Here is a 13,361-nt window from a genome sequence, read left to right as displayed (position 1 = left end):
GCGGGAGTAGCTTGATGATGGTCATGCCCCGAGACGCTGTATCGTTCGGTCTCGATACATGGGTGTTGATGGACCACGCGCTTCGCCTTGGCAAACGCTCTGTCTACGACTGGTCATTTGAACTGAACAAGGATTCCATCGCCCTTTGCGAAGCCAACGAAAAATCGTCTAAAGCTGGCAGGATCCGGCTGTGTTTGAATTGGCCTACTAAGGATCAGAATCCTCCGACTGGGTTCGTAACTGTTTCACACCCTAACTGGCAAACTCTACCGCGCTTTGTACTAGTGGCCGGTATACCCAACAAGGACGGCGGATTGTTGTGGCGATTTTTGTGTCCGATTACGCGAAAGCTAGAGCAGGTCGTTTACTTCGATGAAAAGTCGCAACTGTTTGTCTCACGCGCAGCGCTCGGGCGCGAACAGCGAAAGTCGGATTTCCGCCGAATCGAGCGGAATTTGAGCCATCTTCTGAAACTCGAGCACAAGCACGGCGACCTTCAGGAAAAGCCTGCCGGGATGAGTGATCTCGCATTTCGGATGCTCAAGGAGGCGGCCGATTCGCTAAACTATGATTTTCTGCTTGCGGCGAGCGGCGTGCCAGAACCAGTATTAAATGATGATGGCTGGTTCGACGTCGTTGCGATGTCGAAGAAACCTGTCCGAAAAGCTTCGGTTGGAGGTAGCATATATTACCGTGACAAATCAGGTGCCCTCAAAATGAATGCCAGATCCAAAAAGCGCCTTGGTATATCGTGACGGTTTCGCGGGCGAGTTCCCCGCGCTGAGCCTTAGGTAGCGAGCTGACGAGCGGCATCCAAGGCACTATCGCCATGCTGAGCCCCCACTTTACTGACGCGACTGCAAACTCGACCGATTGAATTTTAATGCCGCTCCCGCTGCTCAGCTACGACCAGCTCCTCACGGCAAACTTTTTCGATTTCCGCCAGATCGTCTTGTGCAAGCTTCCAAAGCACATCGGGCGCAATGTGATCGTAAGCATGACGAAGAACATTACCGATCCCTGCTACTTTTGGCCACGGAATTTCGGTTCGTCGCTCCTTTATGTCGTCCGTGAGATGGCGACTCGCTTCGGAAATGATTTCAATTCCGCGCTCAACCAGCCAGCGCTTTTCCCAATTTTGTTCGAAAGCTTCGAGCGTCACGCCATCCAATACGCGACGAATGCGTTCGATTGCTTCAATGATATCAGCGAGACGTGGCGCGACGGTTCGTTCGGTCATCAAAAAATCAGCACGGCGGCGTCTTCGATCCGCTTTCTTAACCGGGGATGCAAACTGTTGCGCGTCATGATATCAGTCTTGCCGCCGAGGATGCTGGCGGCACGCTCCTTCACGTCCATCAGCTCGAACAGACCGAGCTTGCCTTTTTCATGATCAAAAAAAAGGTCGACGTCGGAATCGTTCCTGGCCTCGTCACGCGCGGTCGAGCCGAACATATAGAGATGTTTGACGCCTAACCGCTTTAAATCGGCTTCGTGCTGCTGCAATCGGCTTATGGCTTCGTCGGGTTTCATGATACAAGTATAGCAAACTGGACCCTTCGCTTCCACGACTTTCGCCTGACCGTCCTAGCGGTGAATCCGTCCGCGGGCGCTTGATCGTCGTAGCTCAAGTCCGACGCGACATTCCCCGGATCGGTTTATGTGCGGGGCTTTTCTTTTCCCGATTTTCGAAGCCTGACACCGGCACCACCGCCGTTCTCGTCGATGAACTCGACGCCGGCAGCTTCCAAGGCTCGGCGAACGGCGAGGTCGTTGGCGGCTGTCATAGAAGTCTCAGCATCAGTTAGCTCGGCGCGGCGGATGGTCGTTAGCCCAACTGAAGACGCGCGCGCGAGATCTTCCGCGCTCCAACGGATCAGAGCACGGCCGGCTCGCAGCTGAGCGCTGGTCAACGACGTTCGTTCAGGGGTTGACTTAATCATTCTATATGGTATTTTTCATTCCATAAGGATCTAAAACATCCAAAGTGAGTTTTTGGCCAGGTTAATTGGAGAAAGCCATGAGTCCCCCAAATTACGCAATATCTCAGTCGGACCGCCGCGCCTTCATCGGCGGCTCGGACGCCCGTATCATCATGGGCGATGACGAAACTGCCCTGCTCCGCCTTTGGCGGGAAAAACGTGGCGAGGCGGAGCCGGAAGACCTCACGAACAACCTGATTGTCCAGCTTGGCACCGTGACCGAGCATCTCAACCGGCACTGGTATGAGCGGAACACCGGGCAAGTTGTGATCAAGGTGCAGCGGCAGGTGTTTCATCCGGTGAAGCGCTGGATGGCGGCCACTCTCGATGGGATGGTCGAGGGGACCGGCGCCGTCTTCGAGGCCAAGTTCATGCTGCCATGGTCGTTTTCGGAGGAAGGGGCCGCCGAGAAGCACATGGCGCAGCTACAGCACAACATGTGGGTCACGGCCTCCCGGACGGCGGTGCTGTCAATCATTACCGGCGGCGGCAAATGGGTCGAAATGTCCATTCACGCCGATCCGCTGTACCAGCATCTTCTGATCACGGCCGAGAAGAAGTTTTGGCGTTGCGTGCAAAACGGCGAAACCCCTCGCCTCTTTGGCGTCGAGCCGCCGCGCCCGCGCTTGGAAGCGGTCCGGGTGGTCGATATGAGCGCCTCCAACTCCTGGGCGGAATTCGCCGCCGTGTACCGCCGAACCAGACCAGCATTCCAGGAGCACGAAGCCGCGAAGGCGGACCTCAAGAAATTGGTGCCAGAAGATGCCAAGGAAGCTGTCGGGCACGGAATTCGGGCCAAGCGGTCGAAAAGCGGTGCGGTCAGCTTCGACGTAATGGACGTGGAGGTGGTCGATGCACCGCTCTAGCGAAACCATCGGCGCGATCGCCGCGGCCTTGGCCAAGGCCCAAGGCGAGCTCACCAATCCCGAGAAATCTCTGAGTGCCACAATCCGGTCCCCATTTCCACGTGAGGGGGATCGGACCTTCCGCTATGCCTCATTGGCAAGTGGCCTCGATATTGTCCGCAAGAGCCTGGGCCAGCACGAAATCGCCACGATCCAGACCACGGCGATCGACCAACCCTCCGGGCAAATCCAGCTCACGACCCTTCTCGCACATGCCTCCGGCGAATGGATCGCATCGGACTGGCCGGTCTGCGCGGTCAGCGAGATGGCTGCACCCCATCGCATGGGGGCAGCCCTCACCTACGCCCGCCGTTACGCATTGTTCGCACTGGTGGGCATTGCGGGCGAAGACGACCTCGATGCTCCGGATGTTCTCGAAGAGCCATCTCCGACCATCAACACGCCGCCCGGCGCCAGTCACAGCGGCCATACTAGCGGGCGTCCCGCCAACGGGACCGTCCATGGGCCACGACATGCAAAGCCCGAGCTCCCGCCCGCGCAATCAGCTGGCTTGCGGGATGAACTACTCGCGGAAATGGCGGACCTCAAGGACGGCGAAGCGCTTGCTGCGTGGGCGCATCGACGTCTGCCGGCCAAAAACGCGCTAGCGCCAGATGACGCCCGCATCATCGATACCGCCGCCCAAAGAATTTTGGAGATCTGTCGCGAACCCGAACTCGATCGGACGCACGAAATCCCCGCCCTGGCGTCAGCAATATCACAAACGACAGACGTCGTGATGATGCCCGGGGGACATAGTGCCCAGCCCGTGGCCCCTCGTATGGTGTCGCCTTTGACCAAACCATCCCGGATACGCAATAAAGCCCATCTCGCCTTTGTCGCGTCGCACCCATGCCTGATCTGCCAGCGCACGCCATGCGACGCGCACCATCTTAAATTTGCGCAACCAAAGGCACTAGGCCGCAAGGTAAGCGACGAATTCACCGTCCCGCTATGCCGCGAGCACCACCACGAACTGCATCGGCGCGGCAACGAAGCCGCCTGGTGGGCGAACCTGCAGATCGCTCCTCTCAAGATCGCGAAGGAGCTATGGCAAACGAGCCCCGTTCACGGGGCTCCGCGGCCGGTCACATCGGCGGCCGTTGATTAGCGCGCGGATAGCTTTGCGGCTTGCCGACTGCGAGCTCGCCGGCACATCCAACTACCTTTGCAGGCTAAGGCTCCAGAATGGAGAACATGAATGAGTGACCCCCAAATCGTTTGTCCAAGGTGCAGCACGCCGATCAAATTGACTGATACCCTGGCGGCACCACTGATCGCGAAAACCCGCAAGCAGTTCGAACAACAATTGGCACAAAAGGATGCAGATTTCGCAAAGCGCGAGGCGACTTTGCGCAAATCACAGAAGGCTCTCGCCAAGGCCCGCGCAGCGATCGACGACGAAGTCGCCAAAAGATTACAGATGGAACGTATGTTGATCGCGGAATCTGAGAAGAAAAAGGCCCGCATCGCACTTGCCGCCGACCTGAAACAGCGCGATCGGCGGCTCGCGGAGCTTCAGGGCAACCTTAACGCCAACAATGCAAAATTGGCCGAAGCCCAACAGGCCCACGCCGACGTGCTGCGCAAGTCCCGCGAACTCGACGACGCAAAACGCGAACTCGATCTTTCCGTGCAGAAGAAAGTGCAGGAATCGCTTGCCGCCGTGCGCGACCAGGCCAAAGTCGAAGCGGAAGATAGCCTGAGGGCTAAGCTCTCGGAAAGAGAAGCCCAGATCTCTGGGATGCAGCGTCGGATCGAGGAGTTGAGTCGAAAGGCCGAACAGAAATCCCAGCAGTTACAGGGCGAGGCGTCAGAACGTGAGCTCGAATCCCTGCTACGCAATCGTTTTCCCCAAGACATGATTGAGCCGGTGCCCAAAGGTGAGTTCGGCGGCGACATCATTCAACGGGTTCAAGGTCCTGGCGGTCTACTCTGCGGTACCATATTGTGGGAATCCAAACGCACCAAAGCTTGGAGCGATGTCTGGATCACCAAGCTGCGGGACGACCAACGTACCGCAAAAGCCGAAATTGCACTGATCGTTTCCACCGTGTTGCCTAAAGGCATCGAAACGTTCGACCTCATCGAGAACATTTGGGTGACCACGCTGCGCTTTGCGATCCCGCTTGCGATCGCTTTACGCCAATCGCTGATTGATCTGGCAAGTAGCAAGCGAGCCGCGGAAGGCCAGCGAACCAAAATGGAAATGGTTTACCAGTATCTAACCGGACCACGCTTTCGGCATCGTATCGAGGCGATCATCGAGAAATTCACCGATATGCAAGTCGATCTTGATCGCGAGCGAAAAACGACGATGCGAATGTGGGCCAAGCGCGAGGAGCAGCTGAAAGGCGTACTCGATTCTAGCGCAGGACTGTATGGAGACCTGCAAGGCATCGCGGGCCGCGCCATGTCGGAAATTGAGGGCCTTCGCCCACTTATGATCGAGAGCAAATCAAGCGATCAGTGAAATAGGGTAGAATTCGTGGCAAGTTTCGGATGTTGAGGCAAAAGCTTCTGGAATATTATCGTCAGCAAGCGATCGAGCATAGCCCATCAGATCAATCTAGCTGGGATTCCGCCCAAGCTTGAACACGCGGCGACCTACCATATCCGGCAAAACACGCAAGCTTGGCGGACAGATGCGACGTGGGCAACTGAAATCGAAGCGCGCCTTCCTCGGCTCGGGAGCCGTCCAGCCGAGGACTCCTTCAGTACCTCATCGGATGCAAAGCGGCAGCCTGGGATTGAGGGACGCGAGCTTTTCGGGCCGCGAGCTTCAACCTCGACAACTATGTTCAAGAATTGCTACTTCGCTTCTGAATTGGCTCCATCGCCAGCAGACAGCATAAGCGCTCTTCTGCGTTCTTTGGAACTGATACCCCAACGCCAACCTGCACATTTACAATGGACGATATGGCCATCGAGAGACCAGCAGTTTTCTTTGATCGTGACGGTGTCCTCAATGAGGATGCCGGGTACCTGTTTGAGATCACCAAATTGCGATGGGTGGAGGGAGCACGCGAGGCGGTAAAGATGGTAAATGATGCCGGATACTTTGCCTTCGTGGTTACCAATCAATCAGGCGTCGCCAGAGGGCTGTATGAAGAGACCGACGTCAACGCACTACATGATTGGATGGCGGAGGAGCTGGCAAAGACTGGAGCCCATATAGACGCATTTGAGTACTGCCCTTATCATCCAGAAGCCACAGTAGAACAGTATCGTCGCATAAGTGATAGACGAAAACCGGGCGCGGGTATGATTACCGATCTTTTGAAGCGCTTTCCGGTGGATGTCTCTCGCAGCATTCTGATCGGCGACAGTCCAACTGATCTGGAGGCCGCTCGGCTAGCCGGAGTAAGAGGGCATCTATTTGCGGGAGGCAATCTCGCACAATTCGTAGCGCCGCTCTTGAATTTCGACCGACAGTAAGCAGCTAACGCTTCACCGGACTTCCATCCGCACCAATCGTTGTCCAGGCTCGTACTTCAGAATATCTTTGGGGCCCGGGTGCCGTGTCAGCTCCGCACCAATTAAGACGTAGAGGTCGTCGGTATGCTTGCAGCGCCATTCGCCACGGCCGGATAATGGCAGATCGATCTTCTCGCCGAACGCACTCACCCAGCCAACTTGGCGCGCCGGCGTTCCGACCATCATTGACCAGTCCTTCGAGCTCTTGGTCAGCGTGGCACCCGCAGCGAGAAACGTCCCGACGCCGCAAGTAACGTCCGGAACCACGGTGGAGTTCGCACCCAAGGTGGTCCCGGTTTTCACCAGTGTCTTCTTGAACACCGCGTGGCGATTGATTGCGGCACGGGGAAAGGAGATGTGGGTGAACACCATATAGGGCGCGCAGAACACGAAGTCCTCGAGCTCGACATGGGAGAAGATCGAGACCGAATTGCCAAGCCGGCACGCATTGCCGACGATGGCGTTGCGCTCGACATAGGTGTTCTGGCCAAGGCTGCAGTTCTCGCCGATCACCGCACCTGGTGCGACATGCGAGAAGTACCAGACCTTCGTGAAGTCACCGACCTTCGCGCAATCCTCGACCACCGCGGTCGGATGAATAAACGGTGCCGAACCCTCGCCTTGCGTCGTCTTCATTTAGGATGCTCGCCCCTCTTTGCACTCTAACGCACCACGTGAGCGACGCTACTTGTCCGGTACCCCCGCCCACCGCTGATTGGGTCGTATAAAAGAAAAAAGCTCGACCAATCAAGGTGAAAAGCTCTGGTTCCGCGCGAGAAGGCTCCAAATCGATACAAGAAAAAGCGTCAAGGCGCTCTGCGACCAGCCGCTCCGCTCTTGTCGAATTGCCATCACCGAGTGCTTCCAAGCTTGCACCGATCAAGGCGACAGTGCCGCATATTTGAACGATTCTCACCTGGAAAGAATTGTTTACTGGATGGCGACGGTGCTACCTGACGGTGGTGATCGGCTGGGGAAGCGCATCCATGTTCCAGGCCAAACGCCTCTTCTTGGCGGGGCGAAGCGACCTTGCCTGGCAGCAATGCGCGCTGCTTCTCTTCGCTGTCCTCTTTTCCGCCAGTCCACTTGCAGTCCTCGCGCACGGATTGTTCGCGGCCGGCTCGTGGTTCACCGGCCTTCTGATGGTCGGATCGACGGCAGCTCTGCTCGCGCTCGGGCGATGGCGGGAGTTCGAGATCGATACGCGCGACGCGATCTTTTGCTGCCTGCTGCTGGCGATCAGCATATCTCTGGCGTGGAATGGAATCGGCCCCGATCGGAAGGAATTCTACCTCCTGACGCTCGCGCTCACCGCGTATCCGGCGGCGCGGCTGTGTCCAGCGAACCTGTTGTCGGGCAGGTTTATCCTCCTCATCGCAGCGGTCGTGGCGGCAGGAACGCTGGTAACAATTCCTTCGCTGATCGAGCAGTGGGGCGATCCGGACCACCCGAAAGTCGTGGTGTTCGGTCTCTATGATGCAGCCCCAGCCCAGTTCACAATGCTGCTGGGTTTTCTGCTACTGATTGTGACGACCCGGCGGCTGACCGGGCGCCGGACAATCCTCGTCGCGGCACTATCAGCAGTGCCCGCATTCGTCTTCGCAGCATGCCAGGTGAGGTTTACATTCGTCGCGATCGCCGCAGCGATGCTGGTCGCGGTCGGCGTTGCAAATCAGGTGCGACAGCGCGTCTACATCCTGATGATTCTGGGCGCCGTCTTGGTCGCAGGCTTCGCCGGCAGCGCGGCGCGTTGGGGAATAACGAAGCTCTACGTTCATTATGCCATCGAGAGCACCACAACGTCCTTGGACCCAGGATGCGCGGCGGTCGACACCCGAAACTCGATCGATATCCGTAAGCAGCTCTATATCGATGCGCTTAGGCTTCTGGCCAGGGGCGACCTATTCGGTATTGGTTTTGAGCGCTTCCCGACAATGTCGTGCATTCCCGGGACGCAGGTCCATAGCGCGCCGCTGCAGGTCGCCGTCGAGTTCGGTCCGCTCGCCGGCGCGTTGCTTGTGATCCTAATTGCGAAATGCATCGGCATCCGGATGTGTCGGCTTGGACGGATCACCCCGGAGGCCCGATTCGTCCTGGCCGGGGTCGTCTTCGCCACCATTCTCAGCCTGGCGCACGGACGGATCAGCCGCGAGGTTCCTTTATTCCTGCTGTTGGGCCACGCCGCTGCGGTGAGCAGCCGCGGCCATCGCTTTGCTATGGATTGGATGCGAGACAGTCTCAAGGGCTATTCGATGCCTTCAGATCCGTGGAGTTTTGACGTCGTCGACCCGTCGGCGCCTGCGGGACCAAGCGAGCGCGAAAACCTCTCTTCCGTGGTTAGCCAAATTGGGGCGCACAACGGTTCGCGTTGATGTGTTTGTAGACCCAAGGCAATGCGCCGACCTGCTCAACTTCCGTTCGCAGCAATGGATAAAATCTGCGAGATCGCCCACTATCGAACAGATATTTCGTATTCCCGCGACGGCCTCTCACCTCAAGATCATGCGCTTCCCTTCCGTTTTGCTGCCGGTGAGTCGCCAGTCTTACGGAGTCAGTGCAATTGCAATCCGCTAACCGAATACACGGCACCGAGGACAAGCATGGCCATCCCAACAGGAAGCAGCACCATTCGCGTGATTTCAGATCGCGAAGTCACTGGCCTCCTGCATCGCGTAAACGACTTTCGTTATAGGTTAAGCTAAGTACCGGATCAACTATACCAGATCACTTAGCGCCATTCGCCTGCCTTTCAACTTTTGTTCAGCTGCGCTTTTCAGGCCCCTCCATCAGGGCCTCTTGGCAGTGGGAGAGATTGAGAGGTGCATCGGAAACTGCAAACTTTCGAAGGAATACCGCCACCACAAATGGGTTCCCCCAGGCGAAGCTCGGCAGTCGCATCGAAGGCGTGCTCCGAGAGGCTATCGCTGTAAAAGCGATGTGGTCGTGCGCAGCTCGACCATTGAGCCTACTGCAGCCAACCCAGCAACCACCACCTTAGTATGTTGTCATTCGGCGCGCAATTTTTGGACGTCGATTTGATGGTATGTCGCGCAGCGCTATCTCACTGAGCGGCAGAGTGGCGAGGAAGATGACGTGCTGCGCGTCCGCCTGGCATCACTTGCGATCGGCACGTAGTAAAATGCCGGGACCCGCGTCTACAACAAGCACCACGGTAATGCCCGGCCGTAGCGATCTACATCGGTCGTGGCTCGCGCTACGGCACCCGGTTCGTCATCGGCGAGGCGGCAGCGTGCGAGGAGCACCTGCCGAACGTCACAGAGCTCGTTTGCGCTCCAACCCCGGCGCGGCTCCCATGAGCAGAACCCGTGGACCGTTTTTCGCACGAGATCGAGGTCTACTCCTTCCCCAAGGATGGGGATCGACAGCTCTCGGCTTCGGCGGGATCGGCGACCAATCAAGAGATCCGCCAAGGGATGTCATCGAAAGCAGCCCTTTCCAGGAGACGGAGCTGCTCGTCCTACGGAACACTACGTCGCCACCGTGCATCCGCGGAGCACACAACCCCGAGAATTTGCTTATTGATTGGCGGTCACCTCCTTGAAAGGCGATCACCTTCGGTTGGGCTGAGAAACGTTCAGAAACTTGGAATGAACAGGCGGGACGTTCTCCTGGCTCTTGGGGCGGCGGCAGCGGGCGCGGCATGCTCCTATTTCACCATGGCGCATCCGCTACGGCGTGGCACCTACCTACAGATGGGAACCAGCATCACGGCCGGCGTTACGTCAGAGGCCGGCAGGACTCCTGCACTTGTTGGCGAACAACTTGGTATGCTCGGCATCAATGCAGGAGTCTCAGGCGCCTGCGTTGGTCGCCATACCTTGCCTGGCAGGGATCATCGATCGCTTTTTGCTCTAGTTGATGCCGTGACATCCGGAGACTGGTCTCGCCAAGCGGTGGAGACAGATCCGACCATAAAGGCCAATATATCGATCCTCGCCAAAACAGACCTCTCGAAGGTCGCGATTCTTGGTCTCGAGTATGGGCCGAACGACTATGCCTATGGCTGCCCGATCGGAGACCTTGCAAGCGTTGACTGCCAAACCTTTACGGGCGCCCTGAACTACTCGCTGTCCAAGCTCTCAGCTGCTTTTCCGAAGTTGCGGATGTTCCTGATCACGCCGCCCTGGCTTCTCAATCCAAAAGAGCTGGATAGCGACACCGAACCAAACGGGATCGGCCTGTTACTGAAGCACTACGTCGATGCCATGATCCAGGTCGCCGAACGGCACCACATTCCATGCCTGGATATGTGGCGCACGCTTGGCATCAACATCGACAACTACAAGACCCTCACCGTTGATGGGGACTCATCCTATGACGAGTGCGCTGTCCGCAGGGCCGACGTCATAGCCTCATTCGTCGAGGCAACATTCTAGCGCAGCCACCGCTCGATCTTCGGCCATAGATGGATGGGCGGCTTGCTAAGTGTGCGAGGCGGACAACTTTATCACTGACTGCCAAATGATCGCCTGCGGCGCCCGTTCGTCCACGGTATCGTTGGACAATGTAGATGCCACCGCTCAATGCGTGCGGCGAGGTAACCTTGATCCCCGGTCAGAGATCATACGAATGGTGTGCTACCGCCCGCAATGGCTGTGTTCTCCGCCTGCGGGTGGATGTGGCTTGCACTAAGACGAATTTACTGCAGTAGATAACTGCGCTGCTTCGACTAGATTAGCCAAACCCGAAGCGCGATTCTGTACTTCAATCTTTGCTCTTGCGGGTGGAGCAACTTTTCTAGTTTAAATCCATTGCTCTGGGTCGAAGTTGTCAGCACGATGAACTGGATTGGTCTATTTGCGATTCTTGCATTGGCGGCCCTACTATTGGCCCTGTTGCGTCTAGCGGAACTATACTCGAGCCATAGCCTGCACCTGGATCGGCCCTGGGTTCTGAACGTTTGGACGAGTACGACGTTAACTTGTGAGGAGTAGGCTCATGCCTCACAGGCAAAGTTCCTGGCTTCGCTCGATCGCAGTCGGAATCAGCATCTTCGTTGTATGGTTCGCGATCGGCGTCCTTTTTTATCAGGAAGGCCCTGAGGACAAGCCGCCGGTAGTCTCCTTGCTGACCGGTAGTAGGTAGCAATGACAAACTCGGCGCGGCTGGAGCCGACGAGGACTAAGCGCTCACAAGGTCTTAGGAGGAGCGCTGACCTATGTTGAACGTGCATACCGTCCGTTTGCTCCCGGTTGCGAGACTGGCCGACGCCGCTGCTTGCCGGAGTCAAGCGTTTTGCCCGAGGCCCCTCGTTTCAGCCTTTCTCGCACCTTAAATTTCTATAAGTCCTCTACCACCTGCAAGCGTCAGTACGCCAAGATGAGTCTGCTCGGCAAACTCGCCTGAGAGGATCCGGTCACGGAGTTCAGCAGGGGTGACCGAGATGACTGCAACACCGGGCTCCTCCCTGAAATCGGGCGACCGTTCTCCAGTCCTGATAAAGAAAGAATATGTGAAATTACTAATCCGACTGCTGCAAGTGGCTGCCTTTCCAATCGCCTCGATCGATTTGGTCGAGTAGCCGGTTTCCTCTGACAGCTCGCGAATAATCGCGAGCGCTGGATCCTCATCTTCATCGAGAAGACCGGCCGGCAGCTCAAGAGAGAAACTTTCAATTGCTGGTCGGTATTGACGAACCAGGAGAATGCGCCCGTCAGCCGTTACTGCTAACGCGACAACATAATGAGGTTGCCCTATTGCGAAGTAGTTTTCGATTCCGAGTTCAGGAGCAAACTGCACCTCTCGGTCGATCACTTCGAGCCAAGGAGAAATCTTGGTCCGTTTACTTCTCAGCACCCTCGGCCAATCGTCCATCCAGTCCCCGAACGCTAGTCGTATCTCGTCTCGTCTAAATAGGTTGAACTATTTTCTGAAAAATTCGACAAGTCTCGGAAGAACCAAGCAGACGCGATAGGTTACCAGCTAAGTCGCTTCACTAACTAGCAGCAGCTTACGATCGGGATGCGGCTGCCCGGCAACGCCCACAACACCACTTTATTGAGGCATAAGCGCTTAAGCTGCCGAGCTCTTATGTTTTGAATCGCAAATTATAATCCATAAGCAATCTACGACTCTAGCGCAAGTCCGGCGATTTCCACTGCGCATCCAAAGGCGCGATGGGTGCGCAAGCGAACCAACAAAACGCACGATCGTCAGCGTGCTGCCTGCTCAATATAGGGCCGAGCGTCTCTACTACGCAAAGGTCTCCTCTCCCGGCTCAATTGTGCAAGGGGTCGACTTGCCAGCCCTTTAAGGACGCGAGAGCGGTCGCTGGTCGCCAATCAGCTCAAATCTTCTGATTGTATTCGCCAACCTCCGGATGGGTGCGCAGCACCGCATCGACGGTCTCGAACATGTCGCGCATGCGCTGCTCGCTGACGGGGCTTTCGACCACCACCACGAGCTCGGGCTTGTTGGAGGAGGCGCGCACCAGGCCCCAGCTGCCGTCCGCCACCGTGACGCGGACGCCGTTGACGGTGACGAGATCGCGGATCGCCTGGCCGCCGAGCTTGGCGCCCTCCTTCTGCAAGCCCTCGAAGTGCTTCACCACGGCGTCGACGACGCCGTATTTGGCCTCATCGGCGCAATGCGGCGACATCGTCGGCGACGACCAGGTCTTGGGCAGCGCCTCCTTCAGGTCGGCCATCGACTTGCCGGGCGCGCGGTCGAGCATGTCGCAGATCGCGATCGCCGAGACCAGGCCGTCGTCATAGCCGCGGCCGAACGGCGTGTTGAAGAAGAAGTGGCCGGACTTCTCGAAGCCGGCGAGCGCGCCGAGCTCGTTGGTGCGGCGCTTCATGTAGGAATGGCCGGTCTTCCAATACGCAGTCTTCGCACCCTGTCTTTGCAGCACGGGATCGGTGATGAACAGCCCGGTCGATTTCACGTCGACCACGAATTGCGCGTCCTTGTGGATCGCCGACATGTCGCGCGCCAGCATCACGCCGACCTTGTCGGCGAAGATCTCCTCGCCGGT

General features: G+C 57.3%; 13 protein-coding genes. 7 read left to right on the top strand and 6 right to left on the bottom strand.

Annotation, left to right across the window (positions count from 1 at the left end):
* Positions 1 to 14: 14 nt before the first annotated feature.
* On the top strand, positions 15 to 755 hold the full coding sequence (locus ACZXDY_RS32140; protein WP_464348284.1) for a hypothetical protein: 741 nt from the start codon (positions 15 to 17) through the stop codon (positions 753 to 755).
* Positions 756 to 880: 125 nt separating this feature from the next.
* Here ACZXDY_RS32140 and ACZXDY_RS32135 read toward each other — a convergent pair whose 3' ends face one another.
* The 3 genes from ACZXDY_RS32135 to ACZXDY_RS32125 all read right to left on the bottom strand — a co-directional run bounded on the left by ACZXDY_RS32135 (position 881) and on the right by ACZXDY_RS32125 (position 1,787).
* Positions 881 to 1,240, bottom strand: a complete 360-nt coding sequence (locus ACZXDY_RS32135; protein WP_464348283.1) for a HepT-like ribonuclease domain-containing protein — start codon at positions 1,238 to 1,240, stop codon at positions 881 to 883.
* On the bottom strand, positions 1,240 to 1,533 hold the full coding sequence (locus ACZXDY_RS32130) for a nucleotidyltransferase family protein (RefSeq protein WP_464348282.1): 294 nt from the start codon (positions 1,531 to 1,533) through the stop codon (positions 1,240 to 1,242). The genes ACZXDY_RS32135 and ACZXDY_RS32130 overlap by 1 nt, the downstream gene beginning before the upstream one ends.
* Before the next feature lie 125 nt (positions 1,534 to 1,658).
* On the bottom strand, positions 1,659 to 1,787 hold the full coding sequence (locus ACZXDY_RS32125; RefSeq protein ID WP_464348281.1) for a hypothetical protein: 129 nt from the start codon (positions 1,785 to 1,787) through the stop codon (positions 1,659 to 1,661).
* A 233-nt stretch (positions 1,788 to 2,020) separates the two neighbouring features.
* Here ACZXDY_RS32125 and ACZXDY_RS32120 point away from each other — a divergent pair, with 233 nt between their 5' ends.
* The 4 genes from ACZXDY_RS32120 to ACZXDY_RS32105 all read left to right on the top strand — a co-directional run bounded on the left by ACZXDY_RS32120 (position 2,021) and on the right by ACZXDY_RS32105 (position 6,325).
* Entirely contained in the window at positions 2,021 to 2,848 is an 828-nt protein-coding gene (locus ACZXDY_RS32120; protein WP_464348280.1) for a YqaJ viral recombinase family protein, read from the top strand.
* A complete protein-coding gene (locus ACZXDY_RS32115) occupies positions 2,835 to 3,998 on the top strand; it encodes an ERF family protein (protein ID WP_464348279.1) in 1,164 nt (387 codons plus the stop codon). Before ACZXDY_RS32120 ends, ACZXDY_RS32115 begins: the two co-directional genes overlap by 14 nt.
* Positions 3,999 to 4,088: 90 nt before the next feature.
* Entirely contained in the window at positions 4,089 to 5,360 is a 1,272-nt protein-coding gene (locus ACZXDY_RS32110; RefSeq protein WP_464348278.1) for a DUF2130 domain-containing protein, read from the top strand.
* A 437-nt stretch (positions 5,361 to 5,797) separates the two neighbouring features.
* Positions 5,798 to 6,325, top strand: coding sequence for a D-glycero-alpha-D-manno-heptose-1,7-bisphosphate 7-phosphatase (locus ACZXDY_RS32105; RefSeq protein ID WP_464348277.1), 528 nt, complete (start codon positions 5,798 to 5,800; stop codon positions 6,323 to 6,325).
* A gap of 12 nt (positions 6,326 to 6,337) precedes the next feature.
* Here ACZXDY_RS32105 and ACZXDY_RS32100 read toward each other — a convergent pair whose 3' ends face one another.
* Complete coding sequence (locus ACZXDY_RS32100; protein WP_464348276.1) at positions 6,338 to 7,000, bottom strand: acyltransferase; 663 nt, start codon at positions 6,998 to 7,000, stop codon at positions 6,338 to 6,340.
* Between the two features lie 350 nt (positions 7,001 to 7,350).
* On the opposite strand from ACZXDY_RS32100, the gene ACZXDY_RS32095 reads away from it, so the two are divergent.
* Together ACZXDY_RS32095 and ACZXDY_RS32090 are read left to right on the top strand one after the other, a co-directional pair.
* Positions 7,351 to 8,736: an O-antigen ligase family protein gene (locus ACZXDY_RS32095; RefSeq protein ID WP_464348275.1), complete on the top strand. Its 1,386-nt coding sequence runs from the start codon at positions 7,351 to 7,353 to the stop codon at positions 8,734 to 8,736.
* A 1,236-nt stretch (positions 8,737 to 9,972) separates the two neighbouring features.
* On the top strand, positions 9,973 to 10,761 hold the full coding sequence (locus ACZXDY_RS32090; protein WP_464348274.1) for an SGNH/GDSL hydrolase family protein: 789 nt from the start codon (positions 9,973 to 9,975) through the stop codon (positions 10,759 to 10,761).
* Between the two features lie 895 nt (positions 10,762 to 11,656).
* Here the strand turns inward: ACZXDY_RS32090 and ACZXDY_RS32085 are convergent.
* Together ACZXDY_RS32085 and ACZXDY_RS32080 are read right to left on the bottom strand one after the other, a co-directional pair.
* Positions 11,657 to 12,199, bottom strand: coding sequence for an NUDIX hydrolase (locus ACZXDY_RS32085; protein ID WP_464348273.1), 543 nt, complete (start codon positions 12,197 to 12,199; stop codon positions 11,657 to 11,659).
* A 472-nt stretch (positions 12,200 to 12,671) separates the two neighbouring features.
* Positions 12,672 to 13,361: phosphohexomutase domain-containing protein (locus tag ACZXDY_RS32080; RefSeq protein WP_464348272.1), on the bottom strand; the 690-nt coding region annotated here is incomplete at its 5' end.

Source organism: Bradyrhizobium sp. LeoB3 (assembly GCF_055456055.1).
The sequence above is the reverse complement of the archived record's forward strand: the minus strand, read 5'-3'. Positions and strand labels throughout refer to the sequence as shown.

What these genes read in the sequence shown, in the direction of transcription:
- ACZXDY_RS32140 (WP_464348284.1), top strand. Translation starts at nt 15, where the DNA reads ATGATGGTCATGCCCCGAGACGCTGTATCGTTCGGTCTCGATACATGG.
- ACZXDY_RS32135 (WP_464348283.1), bottom strand. Translation starts at nt 1,240, where the DNA reads ATGACCGAACGAACCGTCGCGCCACGTCTCGCTGATATCATTGAAGCA.
- ACZXDY_RS32130 (WP_464348282.1), bottom strand. Translation starts at nt 1,533, where the DNA reads ATGAAACCCGACGAAGCCATAAGCCGATTGCAGCAGCACGAAGCCGAT.
- ACZXDY_RS32125 (WP_464348281.1), bottom strand. Translation starts at nt 1,787, where the DNA reads ATGACAGCCGCCAACGACCTCGCCGTTCGCCGAGCCTTGGAAGCTGCC.
- ACZXDY_RS32120 (WP_464348280.1), top strand. Translation starts at nt 2,021, where the DNA reads ATGAGTCCCCCAAATTACGCAATATCTCAGTCGGACCGCCGCGCCTTC.
- ACZXDY_RS32115 (WP_464348279.1), top strand. Translation starts at nt 2,835, where the DNA reads ATGCACCGCTCTAGCGAAACCATCGGCGCGATCGCCGCGGCCTTGGCC.
- ACZXDY_RS32110 (WP_464348278.1), top strand. Translation starts at nt 4,089, where the DNA reads ATGAGTGACCCCCAAATCGTTTGTCCAAGGTGCAGCACGCCGATCAAA.
- ACZXDY_RS32105 (WP_464348277.1), top strand. Translation starts at nt 5,798, where the DNA reads ATGGACGATATGGCCATCGAGAGACCAGCAGTTTTCTTTGATCGTGAC.
- ACZXDY_RS32100 (WP_464348276.1), bottom strand. Translation starts at nt 7,000, where the DNA reads ATGAAGACGACGCAAGGCGAGGGTTCGGCACCGTTTATTCATCCGACC.
- ACZXDY_RS32095 (WP_464348275.1), top strand. Translation starts at nt 7,351, where the DNA reads ATGTTCCAGGCCAAACGCCTCTTCTTGGCGGGGCGAAGCGACCTTGCC.
- ACZXDY_RS32090 (WP_464348274.1), top strand. Translation starts at nt 9,973, where the DNA reads ATGAACAGGCGGGACGTTCTCCTGGCTCTTGGGGCGGCGGCAGCGGGC.
- ACZXDY_RS32085 (WP_464348273.1), bottom strand. Translation starts at nt 12,199, where the DNA reads ATGGACGATTGGCCGAGGGTGCTGAGAAGTAAACGGACCAAGATTTCT.